The organism is Actinoplanes flavus, from assembly GCF_017592555.1.
In the GTDB taxonomy this organism is placed as follows: Bacteria; Actinomycetota; Actinomycetes; order Mycobacteriales; family Micromonosporaceae; genus Actinoplanes; species Actinoplanes flavus.
Genome location: NZ_JAGFNS010000013.1, coordinates 242,996 through 261,850 on the forward strand (window position 1 = coordinate 242,996; position 18,855 = coordinate 261,850).

Annotated in this window: 14 protein-coding genes, 1 rRNA gene and 1 riboswitch; of the genes, 3 read left to right on the top strand and 12 right to left on the bottom strand. The window is 69.3% G+C overall.

What is annotated here, in order from left to right:
- Position 1: 1 nt before the first annotated feature.
- From J5X75_RS21610 to J5X75_RS21620, 3 genes are all read right to left on the bottom strand, one after another.
- Positions 2 to 646, bottom strand: a complete 645-nt coding sequence (locus J5X75_RS21610; protein WP_208469267.1) for a response regulator transcription factor — start codon at positions 644 to 646, stop codon at positions 2 to 4.
- Between the two features lie 57 nt (positions 647 to 703).
- Positions 704 to 1,591, bottom strand: a complete 888-nt coding sequence (locus tag J5X75_RS21615) for an NAD-dependent epimerase/dehydratase family protein (protein WP_238488698.1) — start codon at positions 1,589 to 1,591, stop codon at positions 704 to 706.
- A gap of 139 nt (positions 1,592 to 1,730) precedes the next feature.
- The gene (locus J5X75_RS21620) at positions 1,731 to 3,692 is read right to left on the bottom strand and encodes a glycosyl hydrolase family 28-related protein (protein ID WP_208469270.1); all 1,962 of its coding nucleotides are present in this window, start codon (positions 3,690 to 3,692) and stop codon (positions 1,731 to 1,733) included.
- A 297-nt stretch (positions 3,693 to 3,989) separates the two neighbouring features.
- Here J5X75_RS21620 and ahcY point away from each other — a divergent pair, with 297 nt between their 5' ends.
- From ahcY to J5X75_RS21635, 3 genes are all read left to right on the top strand, one after another.
- Complete coding sequence (gene ahcY, locus J5X75_RS21625) at positions 3,990 to 5,450, top strand: adenosylhomocysteinase (RefSeq protein WP_208469271.1); 1,461 nt, start codon at positions 3,990 to 3,992, stop codon at positions 5,448 to 5,450.
- A 79-nt stretch (positions 5,451 to 5,529) separates the two neighbouring features.
- Positions 5,530 to 6,054: a DUF4142 domain-containing protein gene (locus tag J5X75_RS21630; RefSeq protein ID WP_208469272.1), complete on the top strand. Its 525-nt coding sequence runs from the start codon at positions 5,530 to 5,532 to the stop codon at positions 6,052 to 6,054.
- Positions 6,055 to 6,058: 4 nt separating this feature from the next.
- Positions 6,059 to 7,714 carry a Na+/H+ antiporter gene (locus tag J5X75_RS21635; RefSeq protein ID WP_208469273.1) on the top strand — a complete coding sequence of 552 codons (1,656 nt, stop codon included), beginning with the start codon at positions 6,059 to 6,061 and terminating at the stop codon, positions 7,712 to 7,714.
- Here J5X75_RS21635 and J5X75_RS21640 read toward each other — a convergent pair.
- The 9 genes from J5X75_RS21640 to rrf form a co-directional block, all read right to left on the bottom strand.
- Positions 7,711 to 9,282: an ABC transporter permease gene (locus J5X75_RS21640; protein ID WP_208469274.1), complete on the bottom strand. Its 1,572-nt coding sequence runs from the start codon at positions 9,280 to 9,282 to the stop codon at positions 7,711 to 7,713. The two genes, J5X75_RS21635 and J5X75_RS21640, sit on opposite strands and share 4 nt — an antisense overlap.
- A complete protein-coding gene (locus J5X75_RS21645; protein WP_208469275.1) occupies positions 9,279 to 10,181 on the bottom strand; it encodes an ABC transporter ATP-binding protein in 903 nt (300 codons plus the stop codon). The genes J5X75_RS21640 and J5X75_RS21645 overlap by 4 nt, the downstream gene beginning before the upstream one ends.
- Before the next feature lie 12 nt (positions 10,182 to 10,193).
- Positions 10,194 to 10,793, bottom strand: coding sequence for a TetR/AcrR family transcriptional regulator (locus tag J5X75_RS21650; RefSeq protein ID WP_208469277.1), 600 nt, complete (start codon positions 10,791 to 10,793; stop codon positions 10,194 to 10,196).
- A 30-nt stretch (positions 10,794 to 10,823) separates the two neighbouring features.
- A complete protein-coding gene (locus J5X75_RS21655) occupies positions 10,824 to 11,735 on the bottom strand; it encodes an ABC transporter substrate-binding protein (RefSeq protein WP_238488701.1) in 912 nt (303 codons plus the stop codon).
- Positions 11,732 to 13,639 (bottom strand): putative bifunctional diguanylate cyclase/phosphodiesterase, encoded by a 1,908-nt coding sequence (locus J5X75_RS21660; protein WP_307798185.1) that lies wholly within the window; start codon positions 13,637 to 13,639, stop codon positions 11,732 to 11,734. Before J5X75_RS21660 ends, J5X75_RS21655 begins: the two co-directional genes overlap by 4 nt.
- Before the next feature lie 184 nt (positions 13,640 to 13,823).
- Entirely contained in the window at positions 13,824 to 15,992 is a 2,169-nt protein-coding gene (locus J5X75_RS21665) for a discoidin domain-containing protein (protein WP_208469280.1), read from the bottom strand.
- A 289-nt stretch (positions 15,993 to 16,281) separates the two neighbouring features.
- Positions 16,282 to 17,706, bottom strand: coding sequence for a glycine hydroxymethyltransferase (locus J5X75_RS21670; protein ID WP_208469281.1), 1,425 nt, complete (start codon positions 17,704 to 17,706; stop codon positions 16,282 to 16,284).
- A 20-nt stretch (positions 17,707 to 17,726) separates the two neighbouring features.
- Positions 17,727 to 17,817, bottom strand: a riboswitch (ZMP/ZTP riboswitch).
- 216 nt (positions 17,818 to 18,033) lie between these two features.
- A complete protein-coding gene (locus tag J5X75_RS21675) occupies positions 18,034 to 18,408 on the bottom strand; it encodes a hypothetical protein (RefSeq protein ID WP_208469282.1) in 375 nt (124 codons plus the stop codon).
- A 157-nt stretch (positions 18,409 to 18,565) separates the two neighbouring features.
- Positions 18,566 to 18,682: ribosomal RNA gene (rrf, locus tag J5X75_RS21680) — 5S ribosomal RNA — on the bottom strand.
- Positions 18,683 to 18,855: the final 173 nt, after the last annotated feature.

Consider the following 18,855-nt stretch of genomic DNA (forward strand, 5'->3'; position numbering starts at 1 on the left):
TTCACACCAGGCCGGCGCTGCCCGCCAGCGCGGCCGCCTCGGTACGGCTGGACACCCGCAGTTTCCGCAGCAGTGCCGCGGTCAGGCGTTTCACCGTGCGTTCGGAGACGTGCAGGAGCCCCGCGATCTCGATGGTCGACGAACCGGTGGCGATCATCCGGAGCAGCCGCCGGTCGTCGTCGTCGAGCTGGACGGCGGCCGGCAGCGTGCCGGCCGGGCGGCTGCGCTCGACGAGCACGCTCAGCAGCGGTGCGGGCAGCAGCGCCCAGCCCGCCAGCGCGGCCATCAGTGGCTGGGTCAGTTCGGCGGCCTCGCCGGTCTTCGGCAGGAAGCCGGCCGCGCCGGCCCGCAGCGCCTCGAGCGCCTGTTCCGGATCATCGCCGCGGGACATGGCGAGCACCCGGGCCCGGGGAGCGGCCGCGCGGACGGCCGTGATCGCCTGGACGCCACCGGGTGCCGGCATGTGCAGGTCGACGAGAACCAGATCGGGCGCGGCGTCGCGGACCACACCGGCCGCCTGCGCCCCGTCCCCGGCGGTGGCCACCACCGTGGCCCGGCCGCCGCTCACCTCAGGAAGCAACTGCTCCAGGCCGCGTACGAACGCGGCGTGATCGTCCACGACTGCTACCCGGATCCCGTTCTGCATGACGCACGGGATGCCCCTCCTGGGCCAAGCTATACATCCGATCCGGCTCGGACCGTGTCAGCGCGGGTGCGCCGCCGTGAACGCCGCGACGTATTCGTCCAGCCGCCGCTCCGGGCGCCAGCCCAGGCCGGTCGCCTTGGTGATGTCGGCCTGGCCCCGGACCCGCTCGCCGCGCCGCTCCGCGATCAGCGTGAACTCGGTGCCGAACATCTCGGCGACCTTGGCCAGCGGCCACTCGACGCCGGTGCCGAGCAGGTAGCCGTCACCGGAGCCGCTGCGGGCCACCAGCACCAGGCCGCGGACGATGTCGTCGATGTGGGTGAAGTCGCGGGTCTGGGTGCCCGGGGCGACGACGGTCAGCGGCTCGCCGGCCAGGTACTGGCGCTCGAATATGCCGATCACCGTGGCGTACTTGCCGTGGGTGATCTGGCCGGGACCGTAGACGTTGTAGAAGTAGGCGATCGCGTAGTCCAGGCCGAACCAGTTCGAGTAGTTCTTGATGTACTCGATGTTCTTGGCCTTGGTCCACGCGTACGGGTTGAGGTTCTCGTCCTCCCCGTCGTTGCCGAACTTGGAACTGGACCCGGCGTAGATCAGCTTCGCGCCGTGCCCGGCCGTGAACTTGACCACCTCCTTGGTGCCGAGGAGGTTGAAGTCCCAGGTCAGGTCGTGGTCGTCGAAGGACTGCGGGATGCGCGAGTACTCGCCGAGGTGGAAGACCAGCTCGGGCGCCGGGAGGCCACGGTCGGCCCAGATCTTGGCGATGTCCGCGGTCGACCCGTCGACGTAGGTGACCCGGGGGTCGTTGACGTGGTTCTCCGGGGTGCCGGTGAAGTAGTTGTCCAGCGAGATCACCACGGCGTCGGGGAAGTCGTTCAGCAGCGACCTGATCAAGGAGCTACCGACGAATCCGGCGCCACCGGTGACCAACAGGGTTCGGCTCAACGTGTTTCCCATCTTCCGGTCCGCGCAGCGCCGACCAGGCTACCCAAGCCCTCCCCCGGGAAACCAACTGCTCAGCCCGTCATTACCCGGCGCGGCCGTGACGACACTCTGTGGTCGTCGCGGCCGTGACGGGTGATGATCACCAGCGCGAAGGTGCCGGCGGCGCGACCACCGGCGGACGGTCGTCGCAGGTGATGACATTCGGGACGTACGGCCCCAGCCATCCGCCGTCGTTGCCGCCGAGGTCGGTGAGGCCGAACTCGGAGCCCTCCGGGGTGAACCAGAACCGGCCGCAGTTGTTCACCCCGACCGCCCCGACGTTGCGGGCGTCCACGTTCTCGAACGAGGCCGATCCGCCGGCGCGGGCACTGAGCACGCTGGTGCCGGTGCCGTCGACCCGGATGTCCCGGAACGTCACGCCGTCGATCGAGTAGAGGTCCTTCACGCCCCACTCGGCGACCAGCATGATCGCGTTGTACGTGCTGTCCAGGAAGTGGTCACCGGTCACCTGGACGTCCGCGCCGATGCTGCCCTCCAGCGCGTACATCCAGATCGCGCCGAGACCGATCCGCCAGTTCAGCTCGTACGTCCCGGCCCGCACCGTGGTGTTGTCGGTGAACCGCAGGTGCCCGGTGAACGGCACGGCCCCGAACCGGGTCCCGGCGTGCAGGGCGCTGCCCTCGCGTACCGGGTCGGCGATCAGGTTGTTCGACACGGTGGTGTCGTGGCCGCCGTAGATCGCGATGCCGTTGGCCAGGGTCGGCGACTGGACGGTGTTGTGATCGAAGACGTTGCCGGAGCCGGCGGTCTTCTCCGACCACATGGCCAGCGCGTCGTCGCCGGTGTTGCGGACGAAGTTGCCGCGCACCACCGAGTCCACCACCCCGGTGTGGAAGTTCAGGCCGTCCGCGATCTGGTCGACGATGACGTTGTTCGTGACGTGCGTGTTCGACATGGGACCGTCGAACCACAGGCCGACCTTGGTGTGCTGGATGTGGAGCCCGTCCACGGTGGAGTCGCTCATCGCGCCGCCGATGCCGTTGACCTGGTCGGTGTCGATCCGCTCGCGGACGTCGCCCTGGATCGCGAACCCGGACAGGTGCACGTTGCGGCTGCCGCCGTCGGCCGCGTCCCGGCCGTAGAACCCGGCGCCGGTGTGCACCGAGCCGTCCGGAGCGGGCTCGGCGAGGGCGACCTCCCGGCCCTTGATGATCGTGTACCAGTTGCCGGCCCCGGTGATCGTCACGTCGTCGACCAGGATGTGCCGGTTCACCTGGAAGACGCCGGGCGGCAGGTAGACCGCGCGGTGGGTCCGCTTGGCGTGCGCGATCGCCTTCTCGATGGCCGGCGCGGCGTCCCGCCGGCCGGTCGGGTCGGCGCCGAAGAACAGGACGTTGACGCCGGAGAGGTCGACCTTCGGGGCGCCGACCAGCTCGGAGTCGAGCAGGTCGATGGTGGTCGGCACGTCGCGTGCGGTGAGCCGGACCCGGTCACCGGCCCGGTACGTGTGCCCGAGCAGGAGCCGCTGCTCGTCGTAGAAGTGGGCCGGCCGGAACGGCTTGGTGATCACCGGTTTCGGCTCGGTGGCGGCCGGCACACAGGCGCACTCGGTGATCCACCAGTCCGGGTGCAGCAGGTCGGCCCGGGGGTCGCCGGTGAACGGGTACTGGTTGTAGAGCCACGAGTACTGCGAGGTCAGCGTCATGGTCCGGGTGCCGTGCCGGGTGGTCACCGACAGCGGCGCGGTGATCCCGCCGCCCTCCGGCGCGTCCGGGATGCTGTAGCGGACGGTGATCGCGTTGGCGGTCCGGGGCAGCGTGAACTCCACCCACTCGCCCGGGTCGAGGGTGACGGCGGACCGGCCGGACGCCTCGGCGGGCAACGTGTAGGCGGTCCGGTCCGGGCCGATGACGGTGCCGTTGGTGGCGGCCTTCTCGGCCTCCTGCTCCAGGAAGGGAACGTTCGCGACGCGGCCGGCGACCAGCGCGGGGTCGAGGGCGGCCCGGGTGACCGCGGTGGGTGCGGGGGCGGCCGCGGCCGGCGCGACGAGACCGGCCGCGCCGGTCACTATGCCGAGGACAAGGGCGGACCACTGGGACATCGATGGCTCCATGGGAGAGACGGTGAGCCGACGATAGATGTCCGGTGATCTAACTCACAAGAGTCAGTCGTTGAATTTCGTTTTTCTGCTCGCTTATTGCAACGAACCGCAAATTCACGGCGGGTACGGTGCCGTCCGAACTCTGACCATCTGGTGTGATCTTGCGAGGCGGGCGTTAAGGTGGTTCACGACCCCGCCGAGAGGCGCTGCAACGGATGTCCGACTCGGGCTCCGCCACGCTCGGTGTGGGAGAAGATGACGCAAGGGCGCCTCCTGAGAGGGAGGAGCCCTCTTTTCATGAGCGACAAACTTCGATCCATCAACGGCCTGGACTTCGCGGTCGCCGATCTCTCGCTCGCCGAGGCCGGCCGCCACCAGCTCCGTCTCGCCGAGCACGAGATGCCCGGCCTGATGTCGCTGCGCAAGGAGTTCGGCGACGCGAAGCCGCTGCGTGGTGCCCGGATCGCCGGTTCGCTGCACATGACCGTGCAGACCGCCGTGCTGATCGAGACCCTGGTCGAGCTGGGCGCGCAGGTCCGCTGGGTGTCCTGCAACATCTTCTCCACGCAGGACGAGGCGGCCGCCGCGGTCGTCGTCGGCCCGAACGGCACGGTCGACGCGCCGGCCGGCGTCCCGGTCTTCGCCTGGAAGGGCGAGACGCTGGAGGAGTACTGGTGGGCCACCATGCGCCTGTTCGACTTCGGTGACGGCCAGGGCCCGAACATGATCCTCGACGACGGCGGTGACGCCACGCTGCTGGTGCACAAGGGTGTCGAGTTCGAGGGCGCGGGCGCGGTCCCGCAGCCGACCGAGGACGACGTCCACGAGTACCGGATCATCCTGGAGACGCTGCGCGAGAGCCTGGCCTCCTCGAAGGACCGCTTCACCAAGATCGCGGCCGAGATCAAGGGCGTCACCGAGGAGACCACCACCGGTGTGGCCCGGCTCTACAAGCTGGCCAAGGAGGGCACCCTGCTCTTCCCGGCGATCAACGTCAACGACGCGGTCACCAAGAGCAAGTTCGACAACAAGTACGGCATCCGCCACTCCCTGGTCGACGGTCTCAACCGGGCGACCGACGTGATGCTCGGCGGCAAGCTGGCCGTGGTCTGCGGTTACGGCGACGTCGGCAAGGGCTCGGCGGAGACGCTGCGCGGCCAGGGTGCCCGCGTGGTGGTCACCGAGATCGACCCGATCTGCGCGCTGCAGGCCGCCATGGACGGCATGCAGGTGGTCCGGCTCGAGGACGTGGTGGGTGAGGCCGACATCTTCATCACCACCACCGGCGGCACCGACATCATCACGGTCGAGCACCTGTCGGCCATGAAGCACAACGCGATCGTCGGCAACGTCGGCCACTTCGACGACGAGATCGACATGGCCGGGCTGGCCAAGGTCGCGGGCATCGAGAAGGTCGAGATCAAGCCGCAGGTGCACGAGTGGCGCTTCCCGGACGGCCACTCGGTGATCGTCCTCTCCGAGGGCCGCCTGATGAACCTGGGCAACGCGACCGGTCACCCGAGCTTCGTGATGTCGAACTCGTTCACCAACCAGGTGATGGCCCAGATCGAGCTCTGGACCAAGCCGGGGGCGTACGAGAAGCAGGTCTACGTGCTGCCGAAGCACCTGGACGAGAAGGTGGCCCGGCTGCACCTGGACGCGCTCGGCGTCCGGCTGACCACCCTCACCAAGAAGCAGGCGGAGTACCTGGGCGTGGACGTCGAGGGCCCGTTCAAGCCGGAGCACTACCGCTACTGACACACCGGGGGTGATCGTCGCGCGAAGCGGCGATCACCCCTTTTTGCCCAAATATGCTGTGATCATGATGATTCGTCGCATGATCACCGTACTGGCGGCCACCGTTCTGGCCGCTCTGCCGGTCACCGCCGCGACCGCGGCCCCGGCCCGCCCCGTCAGCCCGGAGGCGGACTTCCTGATCGCCGTCCACCAGGGCAACCTGGCCCAGATCACGGCCGGGCGGCTGGCCGCCCGCAAGGGCGCGGAGGATTCCGTCCGCAAACTGGGCAAACGCTTCGTGGCGTACCACCGCAAGCTGGACGCGCAGGTACGCGCGGCCGCCGAGGCGCTGCACGTCCGGCTGCCCGCCGAGCCCAACTCGGAACAGCTCACTCTCAACGAGCAGTACCAGACCGCGTCCGGGCGGGCGTTCGACGCGCTCTTCGTGAGCACCCAGATCTCGGCGTACGAGCGGGCCGCCAAACTCGCCAGGATCGTGCTCCGGACGGCCACCGACCCGGTGGTGCGGAAGATCGTCGTGACCGCCGTCCCCGCCATCGAGAAGAATCGTGACGCTTTGACCGCGGCCCGAAACCAGATCGCCCTGGAGCAGCCGCGACAATGATCGAATGAGTTACGAGGAGATCCTGCTTTTCGTTCTGGGCGCGATCAGTGTGATCGTCGCCGTCCGATGGGTCACCGAGAAGACCGGACTCCCGGCGGCGGTCCTGCTGACCCTGATCGGCATCCTGTACGCCTACCTGCCGGGACCGAACCTCGATCTCCATCCCGAACTCGTTCTGACCTTCGTCCTGCCGCCGTTGCTCTACAACGCGGCACTCGATTCGTCCCTGCTGGACATCCGGCGCAACATGCGTACGGTGATCAGCCTCTCGGTGGCGCTGGTGCTGGTCACCGCGCTCCTGATCGGCCTCGGCTTCTCGCTCTGGGTGGCCGGGGCCACCCTTGCGGCCGGCGTGGCGCTGGGCGCGACCGTGGCGCCGCCGGACCCGGTCGCGGCGCTCGCCGTCGGCCGCAAGGCCGGGCTGCCCGGCAAGCTGGTCACCCTGATCCAGGGTGAGGGCCTGCTCAACGACGCGACCGCGCTGACCATCCTGACCGTGGCGGTGGCCGCGTGGCGGGACGGCAACTTCAACTTCGACAACGCGGTCGGCCAGTTCGTCATCTCGGCGGCCGGCGGGGTGCTGGTCGGCATCGCCGTGGCCTATGCGGTCCGCATGCTCAAGGCGCTGCGCTACGACCCGCTCAACGCCAACGCCCTCTCGCTGATCACCCCGCTCGCGGCGTACCTGATCTGCGAGAACTCGTTCGTCCACCACTACGTCACGATCTCCGGCGTGCTGGCCGTGGTGGTGGCCGGCCTGATCGTCGGCCACGACACCCCGCGGTACGCGACCGGCGCCAGCCGTCTCCAGGTCAGCGCCGTCTGGCGGCTCATCGACTTCCTGCTGGAGGGCATGGTCTTCCTGCTCATCGGCCAGCAGGTGCCCGACGTGGTGCGGGGCCTGGGCAAATACGAGACCAGCACGATCGTGATCGCTCTGAGCATCACGCTCGGCGTGGTGCTGCTGCTGCGCCCGCTCTGGCTGGTGACCACCCAGTGGCTGCCGCGCTCGCTGCACACCCGGCTGGGCGGCCAGGACGAGCCGGTGTCCGACGTGGAGAAGCGCGAGGCCCCGCTCACCGGCAAGGAGGTGACCGCCCTGAGCTGGGCCGGCACCCGTGGCGTCATCACGCTGGCGGCGGTCTTCACCCTGCCGGAGAAGTTCCCGGACCGCGAGCTGCTGCACTTCTGCGCGATCGCGGTGGTGCTGGTCACCCTGATCGGGCAGGGTCTCACCTTCGCGCCGCTGGTGCGCTGGCTGGGCCTGCGCGCCAACCAGACGGACAAGGCGAAGCTGCGCAACGAGGCCCGGTCGGCCGCCGTGGTGGCCGCCCTGGACCGGCTCGACGACATCCAGGAGCAGCAGCACGACAACGTCGAGGACGAGGCCATCGAGACGATGCGCAAGCAGCTCCAGTTCCGCCTGGACCGCTACCAGCGGCGACTCGACCTGCTGGAGCAGGTCGAGTCGCACGAGGTGCCGGAGTCGCCGCAGTACGAGGCCGCCCTCATGGTCCGGCAGGCGGTGATCGACGCCGAGCGCGAGGAGCTGCTGCGCTGGCGCGACGCGGGCCGCCTCAACGACGACAGCCTGCGCGTCCTCAACCGCGAGCTGGACCACGAGGAGCTGGTCCTGCCGAAGCGCCCCTCGAACTCCTAGGCCGGCAGGTCGCGGCGGCGCAGGGCGATCAGTCCGGCGCCGCCGAGACCGGCCGCAATCAAGATCAACACCATCAGGGGTACGGTCGTGAGCTCCCCGCCCGGAAGATGCGGCACGTGGGTGAACGGCGAGATGTCGAGCACCCGCTGGTCCACCTCGAGCAGTGGTCCGACCAGCATCACCAGCAGGCACGCCGCCACCGCCGCCCACGCCGCCTGGGCCAGCCGGGGAACCGCGCCGACCAGCAGCACGGTCAGGCCGGCCAGCACCCAGACGGCGGGCAGCTGGGCGATCGAGGCGCTCAGCACCGACCCGGGAGCACCGTGCACCAGACCGGCCGTGAGCCCTTCGGCGAGCAGCGCGGCGGCCGGGCCGAGCAGTGCGAAGAGCAGGTGGCCGGTGGCCCAGGCGTACCGGTCGACGGCGGTGCTGAGCACCGCCTCGGCGTGCCCGGTCTGCTCCTCGTCGCGCATCCGCAGCGCCGCCTGCACGGCGTAGCAGGACACGATCACCCCGCAGATCGCGGCGGTGGTGGCGAAGTAGTTGTCGATCACGGCGTCCGCCCCGCCGAGCCGGCTGAACACGTCGCTCATGTTCGCCGAGTCCGCGGTGAGCTCCGCCACGCTGCCGGCGACCCCGCCGAAGATCAGCCCGAGGGCGGCGAACCCGCCGGTCCAGCCGAGCAGCAGACCGCGGTGCAGGCGCCAGGCCAGCGCGACCGGCGAGCTCAGGCCCGCGGCCGCGGTGGCCGGTCCGAGCCGTCCGGCGACCAGGGCGCCGCCCACGTCGCGCCGGGTCGAGAGGTACGCCGCGGCGCCGACCGTGGCGACGGAGACGACCAGGGTCAGCAGCGCCGGGCCCCACGTGTCCGTCCCGAACGGGAAGACCCGGTGCAGCCAGCCGACCGGGGACGACCAGGACAGCCACTCCATCCGCTCGTCACCGAGCGCGGAGATGTCCCCGCCCATCCGCAGCACGTAGGCCGCGCCGAGGACCAGCACGGCGATCGTCCGGGCGCCGCGGGCGGTCTCGCTCACCTGCGCGGCGACCGCACCGACTCCGGCGAAGACCCAGCCGCTCAGCGTGAAGACCGCGCCCAGCGCCACCGACCCGCCGGCCGGCAGCCCTTTGCCGAGCAGGGTCACCACCACCAGCACGCCCATCACCAGGCAGGCCGCGGCGGTGCCGAGCACCGCGGCGGCGAGCTGCGCGAACCGGCCGACCACGCCGGCCCGGATCAGCTCGGTCCGGCCCGCCTCCTCGTCGGCCCGGGTGTGCCGAATCACCGTGAGCAGGGCGGCCAGGCCGATCATCACCGGCACGAACCCGCCCCGCCAGACCGTCAGCTCGCCGATGCTGTCGCCGTGCAGCGGACCGTAGAGGGCAACGAATCCGGCGTTCGCCGAACTGATCCGGGCGTAGTCCATCCGCTCCTGCGCGGTGGCGAACAGGGTGTCGAACCCGGTGACGTAGACATACGGCAGGAGCCCGAGCCCGAGCACCCAGAGCGGCATGGCGACCCGGTCGCGGCGCAGCACCAACCGCAGCAGGCTGAGGGTGCCGGTCATCGCGCGGTCTCCTCGTCCCGCGTGTAGTGGCGCAGGAACAGCTCCTCCAGCGAGGGCGGCTGGCTGACCAGGCTGCGCACCCCGGCGGCGACCAGCGCTTTCAGGGCCGGCTCCAGGGCGTCGGCGTCCACGTCGAAGGCCACCCGGCCGTCCTCGGTGGTCAGGTCGTGGACACCGGCCAGGTCGCCGAGCCCGTTCACCGGGCCGGTCAGCTCGGCGCGGATCGTGGTGCGGGTGAGGTGGCGCAGGTCGTCGAGGGTGCCGGTCTCCACGACCCGGCCGGCCCGGATGATGGTGAGCCGGTCGCAGAGTGCCTCGACCTCGGACAGGATGTGGCTGGACAGCAGCACGGTCCGGTCACCGCGCCGCTTCTCCTCCAGGATCACCTCCCGGAAGGCCTCCTCCATGAGCGGGTCGAGGCCGGAGGTCGGCTCGTCCAGGATCAGCAGCTCCACATCGGAGGCCAGCGCCGCGACCAGGGCCACCTTCTGCCGGTTGCCCTTCGAGTAGGCCCGGCCCTTCTTGCGCGGGTCCAGCTCGAACCGCTCGATCAGGCTGTCCCGCCGCGTCCGGTCGACGCCGCCGCGCAGCCGCCCGAGCAGGTCGATCACCTCGCCACCGGTGAGGTTGGGCCAGAAGGTGACGTCACCCGGCACATACGCCAGCCGGCGGTGCAGCGCGGTGGCGTCGGCCCAGGGATCGCCCCCGAGCAGCCGTGCCGAACCGCCGTCGGCCCGCATCAGCCCCAGCAGGACCCGGATCGTGGTGGTCTTGCCCGCCCCGTTCGGCCCGAGGAAACCGTGCACCTCCCCGGTGCGGACCCGCAGGTCCAGTCCGTCCAGCGCGGTGACCGCGCCGAACCGTTTGATCAGTCCCTCAGCGTCGATGGCCTCGGACATGAATCGCCTCCATCACGAATCACCGAGCCGATCCAGTGCTTCCAGTGCCTGGTCGGCCTGCTCTCGTGTGAGGAGTGGCTGGGTGAAGATCTCCACCGAGGCCCGGATCATGCGCAGATAGCCCGGCAGCTCACCGGCGTCCTCGCCGAGGACCGCGGTGAGCTGGTCGCGCATCACGAACATGCCCAGCTTCATGGCGCCCAGGACGGCAGCGAAGGCACGCGGGTCCTTGGACTCCAGCGAGGTGCCGGCCAGCCATTGCTCGCCGTGCTCGACGGCCTGGGTGAACATGGCCATGCCCCGGGGGGATCCGTCCATCAGGGACCGCACCAGATAGCGCTGGAGCACCAGGAACTCGGGGTCGATCGGGCCGAACGTGCCCAGCTCGGTGAACCGCATCTGGATCTGGATGATCCGGCTCATCGCCCACTCGTCGCAGGCGTCGCGCAGGCCCTCCTTGGACCCGAAATGGTGCCGCAGCAGGCCCGAGGAGACGCCGGCGGCCTGCGCGATGTCCCGGATCGAGGCGCTGGCGACACCACGCTCGGCGAAGAGCGTGATGGCCGCTTCCCGGATCCGGGCACGGGCGGTCAGGTCGCTACCACTACTCACACGTATAGCGTACTACACGCGCGTGTAGTTTCACCCCGCCGCAGGCTCGGCCGGCTGCCCGTTGACCATCGCGGTCGGGATCGCTCCGGAATTCAAGCCCCAGCGGGTCAGCAACTCCGTGTACACACCGGAGGTGATCAGCCGGTCCAGCGCCGCTCGCAGGCAGTCCCGCAGCTCGCTGCTCTCCTTCGACACCGCGATACCGAGCAGACTCACCTCGTACTGTTCGTCCGACGCCATCTCGAAGAAGGCACTGGTCCGGGAGCCGGTCGCCAGGTACATGGCTGCCGGGAAGTCGTTCAGCACGGCAGCCGCCCGCCCGGTACGCAACTGCACCAGCGCATCCGCGTTCGTCGGGAAGTCCGCGATGGTCATCGACCGGTCCCCGCACGTCTTCTGGACACGGCGCAGCATCGTCTCCTGGAACGTCCCCTTCTCGGTGGCGACGACCTTGCCGCAGAGGCTGTTCAGATCGGAGATCCCCTGCGGGTTCCCGCGCTGGACCACGATCGACGTACCGGTGTGGAAGTAGTTGACGAAATCGGCCTGCTCCCGCCGCTCGGCCGTGTCCGTCATCATCGACAGCACCCCGTCGTAGGTGCCCGCCACCACATCGTCCAGCGCCGTACTGAAGGGGCCCACCACCATCTCGGCACGGATGCCGAGCACCTCACCGAGGGCGGCCGCCAGGTCCGGCTCGAACCCGATGATGGTGCGCCCGTCCGCGGCGAAGTACTCCATCGGCGCGTAACTGGCATCCGTCACCAGCCGGATGAACCCCTTGTTCCGGACCGATTCCGGCAGCCTGTCGTGCAACTCCCGGTCGACCGCGACACCGGCGGTCGCGTCGAACGGATCGCTCTGCTCATCCGAGCCGCCCCGCGAGCAGGCACCCGTCGCCAGCATCAGAAGGACACCGGCCGCGGCCATCAAGCGCCTCATCTACGTACCTCTTCTACCTCGGTGGACGGCACGACAGGAACCGGACCGACCTGTGGCCAGGGCACCGGACGCCCGAACAGATAGCCCTGTGCCTCGTCGCAGCCCACCCCGGCCAGCCACTGGCACACCTCCGGCGTCTCGACACCCTCGGCGGTGACCCGGCTGCCGAGACCGTGCGCCAGTTCGATCACCGAACGCACGATGGCCTGACTCTGCGGATCGTGCGCCACGTCGGCGACGAACGCCCGGTCGATCTTGATCTCGGTGATGGGCAGCCCGCGCAGCTGTGACAGGCCGGTGTATCCGGCGCCGAAGTCGTCGACCGAGATCCCGACGCCGGACGCGCCCAACTGGGCGATCGCGCGTACCGCCGTGTCCATGTCGCTGACCAGCGCGGTCTCGGTGACCTCCAGGATCAGCCGGTGCGCCGGGGTGCCGACCTCGGCGAGCAGGTCCAGGACGAACCGCGGAAAACCCGGAACCTCGAGATTGCGGGCCGAGACGTTCACCGACAGTGCCCAGTCCTGCCCGGTCGCCGTCCAGCACAACTGGTCGGCGAGCGCCCGGCGCAGCACCCACTCGGTGAGCGGCACGATCAGCCCGGAATGCTCCGCGGCCGGCAGGAACTCGCCGGGCGGCAGCAGCCCATGGTGCGGATGCTGCCAGCGTACGAGCGCCTCCAGCCCACGCACCTCACCCCCGGGCAGGCCCACCTTCGGCTGGTAGTGCAGCACCAGTTCGTCCCGCTCCAGCGCGTGCCGCAGTTCGGCCTGAACCATCAGCCACTGGTGCGGATGACCGGCCCCGGCACCGCTGAAGAGCACGATGCCCGTGGTGCCACGCTTGCCCTGGTACATGGCAGCGTCGGCGTGATGCATCAGCTGCTGGTACGCGGTGCCGTGTTCCGGGTACAGGGCGACGCCGAAGCTGGCCTCGATCCTCAGTGGCACCCCGTTCAGGACCAGTTCCTCGGAGGCCTGTTCACGCACCGTCGCCAACAGCGCCATCGCCTCCACCGCGCCGAGACCCGGCAGCACCGCGGCGAACTCGTCGCCACCCAGGCGCGCCAGGATGTTCTCCGGGCCCAGCGCGGCACGCATCCGCGTGGCGACCACCTGCAACAACTCGTCGCCGGCCAGATGGCCCAGCGTGTCGTTGACCTCTTTGAACCGGTTGAGGTCGACCAGGACGACCGCGCCCCGGCCGCCGTCCCGGGCGGCCCCGGCGAGCACCGTCTCGGCCCGGGCCCGGAACGCGGCCCGGTTCGGCAGGCCGGTCAGCGCGTCGTGCTGAGCGGAGTGCTCCTGCCGCGCCGCATACCGGCTCAGCGACCGGGTGGTCCACCAGGCGAGCAGCGCCAGCACCAGATAGAGGGCGGCGAGCCCGCCACCCATCCGCCACCAGGTGCTGGTGACCTGCTCCCGCAACTGCTTGGCGATCGGCTCGTACGGCAGATACAGCTCCAGCACACCGATCGATTGCCCCGAGGCGCTCGTGATGAGCGGTTGCAGCACCCGGATCACGTCGACGTCCCCGTTGAGCACCTTGGCGCGCGAGCCCCCGTTCGCGGCGGCCTGGAAGTCCGGGTCGGCGACCGGCACCCCGCCGCTGGTCGACCCGTCATCGGAGAAGACCACCCGCCCGGTGAAGCTGCGCACCCGTAGGCGCAGCACCAGCCCGTGAAAGATGGCGTGCTCGGTGGCACGGTGCATGCCTTCGGTCTGCGATGCGCTCAACCCGTCGGTGAGCCCTCCGCCGCGTGCGCCGGACGCCTCCTCACCGCCGAGCGCGGGCCCGATCGCCATCTCCGCGATCACGGCGGCCTGCGCCAGTCCCTGCGATTCGCCCTGCTCGGCCGCGTCCCGCTGGTAGCCCTGCATCATCACCGCGGCGAGCGCGACCACCGGCACCAGGCTAGCCGCGGCGTACGTCGCGAACAGGCGGGAACTGGTCCTCGCGCCTTCTTGCCGACGACCCTGACGCAACCTCATGCGAGGCTGATCGACATCCGGTGGTGCGGCTTGAGGGAATCGACGGGTGCGGGAGTGGCCGAGACCACTCCCGCGACCATCACCGGCGTGGTGGATGTCAGGGGAAGTTGACGACGTACGACGGAACCGTCGCCGTCCCCTGAGCCGCCCCACCGGTGGTGTTGACGACGTGGTCGATGACCCCGTTGCCGCCCAGCGACACGGTCAGCAGGTTGTGCAGCTTCACGCCGGACTTGACCGGTACCTCGAACCCACGGTCCGCGTGGATCGACGGGTTCACGTTGAAGTAGCAGTAGCTGCCCATGCCCCATGCCTCGTGCGTGGTCACCGAGTCGGCCACCTTGTACGCGGCGTACCCGTTGGCCCCGGTCCGCCAGGCGGCCTGGGTCGGCGGGTCGTACGGCATCTCGTTCTGCAGGAAGTAGGTCCGGCCGCCGTTGCCGTTCCAGATCACCTCGTACTTCTGGTAATGCTCGACGAAGAGCCCGTACCCGATGACGTCCTGACCGTTGACGATCAGGCCGCTGTCACCGGTCGCGACGTTCCACCCGTACGTACCGGCGTTGCCGTGGTCGGCCCGCCACGCCCAGATGTGGTCGATGATCACGTTGTTGCTGTTCACCAGCAGGCTGTTGGTCGCCTTGCCGGCGATGTAGCCGCCGATCCGGAAGAACACGTCCTGCACGGTCGACGGGTTGGCGGCGTGGTTGGCCGACGCTCCGTTCGGGCCCATCACCAGCAGGTTCGCCGAGTTGGTGGTGCCCGCGTCGAACAGGATTCCGGCGATCTTCACACCGTCCACGTCGGCGACCTGCATCGGGGTCACGCCGTTCACCGGGATGATGGTGGCGTAGCCGAGGCCGAGGACGACGGTGTTCGCCCGGGTCACGTTGATGGTCTGGTCGATCTGGTAGATGCCCGGCTGGAAGATCAGGTTCAGGCCCTGCGCGAGCGCCTGGTTGATCCGCGCCGCGGTGTCGCCCGGCTTGGCCACGTAGAACTGGCTGAGCGGGATGCCGGTGCCCGGCGTGTTGCCGTTCGCCCAGCTGACGCCGCTCGAGTTGGTCCGCAGGCCGGGCACGAAGACCGCGTAGTCGCCGCCGCTCTGGTAGAGGTACGGCTTCTCCCGGATCACCGGGGTGGCCGCGATCGTGGTGTAGGGCGGGTTCGGGTAGGAGGCGCCCGACGGGGCGCCCTGCACACCCACGAACATCTGGTTCCACACCGCGTTGGTGTTCGACGCGATCTGGCTGTTGCGGGTGAACCACTGCTGCTGCGAGTACTGGCCCTCGGAGCCGCTGATCCGGGAGTCGGCGATGTAGCCACCGGAGGCCCAGCCGTAGCCGTTGGGCGCCAGGTTGAGGTCACCGTGCACGTCCATCCGGCGGAACGGCGCCGCCTGTGACACGGCCCAGCGGTTCGCCCCGTTCACCGGGTAGACCGACAGGTTCTCGGTGGAGCGCCAGAAGTTCTGGGTGGCGTTGCCCTGGAACCAGCCGGCGTCCACGGTGATGTCCCCGTTGATCCGGACGTCCTGCGGGTTCTGTCCGAGGCCGACCACCGAGGTGTAGAAGCCGACCTGGATGTTGAGGTTGTTGTAGGTGCCCGGCTTGAACGCCAGCACGTACCGGCCGGTGCCGAACTGGGCCGACTCCTGCTGGCGGAAGATCTCGTCGGCGCGGGCCTGGATGGTGGCCGACGACATCGACGGGTCGAAGACGATCACGTTGGCGCCGAGGCTGCCGCCACCGGGAACGGTCGGGCCACCGGTCTCGCCGAACACCTTGAACTCCCACAGCGAGTAGCCGTAGGTGGTGGTCCGCTGCGTGCCGTACATCCGCACGTACCGGCCGGTGCCGGTGACCGCCAGCGACTGGTTGCCGCCGGTCGAGGTGGTCGTCGAGTAGACCGTGGTCCAGCTGGACGCGTTGTCGGAGACCTGGATCTGGTAGGCCTTGGCGGCCGCGGTCTCCCAGTTCAGTTCGACCCGGGTGATCGCCTGGGAGCTGCCCAGGTCGACCTGGAGCCATTGGGGATCGGCGAAGGCCGACGACCAGCGCGTGCCGGTGTTGCCGTCGACCGCCTCGCCCGCGAGGTAGGCGCCGGGTGCCTCGGTGGACGAGGCGGTGGCCGGCTTTCCTTGCGAGAGCAGGACCTCGGCGGCGGCCGCACCGCTGCCGGTGATCGCGGTCAGCCCGGCGACCAGCACGGCCACCAGGCCGCCGGCGGCACCGCGCCGCCAGGGGGAGCGTCTGGGAACGGACATGGCATCTCCTAGGACGGAGGAGGAATGATCTTGGGAGAGCGCTTACCCAGTTCCTGACGCTAAGAGTTCGCCGGTTCACAATCCAGACTTCGGCGCGGTTCCGGAACCGACCCGGGTTTTCCCAGCTCATAACGCGTTCTCGCTGGCCGGGGCGATTCGGGACCGTCAATAACAGAGATTCCGGAACCGGTTCCGCTAACGTTCGTAACAACTCACATTGCGGAGCAAGAACACAAAAACGACGGAGCCCTCCACCCGGCACGGGTGAAGGGCTCCGAAGAGGGCGCGATCAGCCGAGGTCGACCGACGGGTAGAGCGGGAACGGCGCCAGCAGCTCGGTGGCCTGCTTGCTGATCCGGTCGGCCAGCGCCGGGTCCAGGGTGAACTTCGCCTTCGACCCCTCGGCCGGCGTGGTCGCCGACAGCACGCTGTGGATCAGCTCGGCGATCTGGTCCATCTCCGCGACGCCCAGGCCGCGGCTCGTCAGCGCCGGCGTGCCGATCCGGATGCCCGAGGTGTACCAGGCGCCGTTCGGGTCCTGCGGGATCGCGTTGCGGTTGGTGACGATGCCGCTGTCCAGCAGCGCCTGCTCGGCCTGGCGGCCGGTGATGCCGAACGGGTGCACGTCGATCAGCACCAGGTGGTTGTCGGTGCCGCCGGAGACCAGCCGCACACCGCGCTTCAGCAGGCCCTCGGCCAGCGCCTGGCTGTTGGTGACGATCTGCTGCGCGTAGGTCGCGAACTCCGGCCGGCGGGCCTCCGCGAACGCGATCGCCTTCGCCGCCATCACGTGCGGCAGCGGGCCACCCAGCACCATCGGGCAACCGCGGTCCACCTGGGCGGACAGCTCCGGCTGGCAGAACACCGCACCACCGCGCGGGCCACGCAGGCTCTTGTGCGTGGTGGTGGTGACGATGTGCGCGTGCGGGATCGGGTTGAAGTCACCGGTGAACACGCCACCGGCGACCAGACCGGCGAAGTGCGCCATGTCCACCATGAAGGTGGCGCCCACCTCGTCGGCGATCTCCCGCAGCGTCGCGAAGTTCACCTTCCGGGGGTACGCCGAGTAGCCGCCCACGATCACCGCCGGCTTGAACTCCCGGGCCGTCTCCCGCAGCGCCGCGTAGTCGATCTGGCCGGTCGCCAGGTCCACGCCGTAGCTGCGCTGGTCGAACATCTTGCCGGAGATGTTCGGCCGGAACCCGTGGGTGAGGTGGCCACCGGCGTCCAGCGACATGCCGAGCAGCCGCTGGTTGCCGAACGCCTGCCGCAGCTCGGCCCACTCGGCGTCGGTCAGGTCGTTGATCTGCCGCTTCTCGAACTTCTTCAGGTACGGCACCTCGACCCGATCGGCCAGGATCGCCCAGTAGGCGACCAGGTTCGCGTCGATGCCGGAGTGCGGCTGAACGTAGGCGTACGGCGCGCCGAACAGAGCCTTGGCATGCTCGACGGCGATCGACTCGACGGAGTCGACATTCTGGCAGCCGGCGTAGAAACGACGGCCGATGGTGCCCTCCGCATACTTGTCGGAGAGCCAGTTACCCATGGCGAGCAGGACAGCCGGGGAAGCGTAGTTCTCACTCGCGATCAGCTTCAGCGACTCGCGCTGGTCGGTCAGCTCCTGCGCGATCGCGTCGGCGATCCGCGGCTCCACGGACCGGACCACCTCGAGGGCGGCGCGGAAGGCGGTGGATTCGGCGTTCAACTCAGGCATGGGACCTCCCTATCACGAAGCGAAGAGGCCCAGGCGCACGGCAAGTCGTCGTCTCGACGAGGCCGCTCCCCGATGGTCAACCATCCGAACGCGCCAGTCACGGCCTGCCAGCCAGCATACCGGCGCTGATTTCCGCCGGCACACCCCTTGCCGGTCACCCTCGCCACCTGCCGCGGCCTTCCACCATTCCCGGTACGCCCAGAGCGCCCACAGAAGCACCACACCCGTACCCGGCTTCGCCGCTGCCGCCGCATCTCCTGCTCGCCCCCGTGACGACATGAGATCCCGCGGCAGCGGCCGTTCGCGTGGCCGTCCCCGCGTGAGGGCCTACCAGTAGACGTGCGAATTCCCGTCACCGATGATCGACGCCTCCGGCTCCCCGCCCGACCGAGGCCGGACCGCGCCCTGCTCACGCGGTTCCGCTTCGAGCACGCTGACGTCCGCCTCGGCAACGGGCGCCTCCGCGAGAGATCCGCCCGGCTTCTCACTCCGGTCGGCGCCCGGCGCCGTGGCCTGGGCCGCCCTGTGACGCACCTCCGGCGTCGCGACTTCGGCGGGCGTGGTGCCCTCGCCAGTGACGACGACCGCCGCGTCGCGCACCGCGGGCGCCTGGTCGACATCCACGTCCGGCCGGCCGAGACCGAACCCGACCAGCAGAGCCAGCCCCAGCATCCCCGTCACTACCGCCACCGTCGCCCGCATCGCGCTCTCCCGCTTTCCGTATCTCGCTCCGTCCTCAGATGCGATGCGGATTCAGCGGATCCGGTTCGCGAAGTTGGGTAACGAAGAGATAACGAGCCCGGAAAAGGGCAAAAAGAAAGGCCCACCCCGGATGGGGTGGGCCTTTCTATCACGTTGAGTCCGGCGGCGTCCTACTCTCCCACACCCTCCCGAGTGCAGTACCATCGGCGCTGGAGGGCTTAGCTACCGGGTTCGGAATGTAACCGGGCGTTTCCCCTCCGCTATGACCACCGAAACAGCCATCAGCGTGCGATACAACCAGCAACCCGGGTCTTACAACTCGGGGTGGTTGTTCGTTTGCTGTGAATCACACAGTGGACGCAAGTAAAATGTTTAGGGTGGTTAAGCCCTCGGCCTATTAGTACCGGTCAACTCAACACGTTACCGTGCTTACATCTCCGGCCTATC

Excerpts from the sequence above, each read along its gene's own strand:
- J5X75_RS21610 (WP_208469267.1), bottom strand. The coding sequence starts at position 646 with ATGCAGAACGGGATCCGGGTAGCAGTCGTGGACGATCACGCCGCGTTC.
- J5X75_RS21620 (WP_208469270.1), bottom strand. The coding sequence starts at position 3,692 with ATGTCCCAGTGGTCCGCCCTTGTCCTCGGCATAGTGACCGGCGCGGCC.
- ahcY (WP_208469271.1), top strand. The coding sequence starts at position 3,990 with ATGAGCGACAAACTTCGATCCATCAACGGCCTGGACTTCGCGGTCGCC.
- J5X75_RS21630 (WP_208469272.1), top strand. The coding sequence starts at position 5,530 with ATGATCACCGTACTGGCGGCCACCGTTCTGGCCGCTCTGCCGGTCACC.
- J5X75_RS21635 (WP_208469273.1), top strand. The coding sequence starts at position 6,059 with ATGAGTTACGAGGAGATCCTGCTTTTCGTTCTGGGCGCGATCAGTGTG.
- J5X75_RS21640 (WP_208469274.1), bottom strand. The coding sequence starts at position 9,282 with ATGACCGGCACCCTCAGCCTGCTGCGGTTGGTGCTGCGCCGCGACCGG.
- J5X75_RS21645 (WP_208469275.1), bottom strand. The coding sequence starts at position 10,181 with ATGTCCGAGGCCATCGACGCTGAGGGACTGATCAAACGGTTCGGCGCG.
- J5X75_RS21655 (WP_238488701.1), bottom strand. The coding sequence starts at position 11,735 with ATGAGGCGCTTGATGGCCGCGGCCGGTGTCCTTCTGATGCTGGCGACG.
- J5X75_RS21665 (WP_208469280.1), bottom strand. The coding sequence starts at position 15,992 with ATGTCCGTTCCCAGACGCTCCCCCTGGCGGCGCGGTGCCGCCGGCGGC.
- J5X75_RS21670 (WP_208469281.1), bottom strand. The coding sequence starts at position 17,706 with ATGCCTGAGTTGAACGCCGAATCCACCGCCTTCCGCGCCGCCCTCGAG.
- J5X75_RS21675 (WP_208469282.1), bottom strand. The coding sequence starts at position 18,408 with ATGCGGGCGACGGTGGCGGTAGTGACGGGGATGCTGGGGCTGGCTCTG.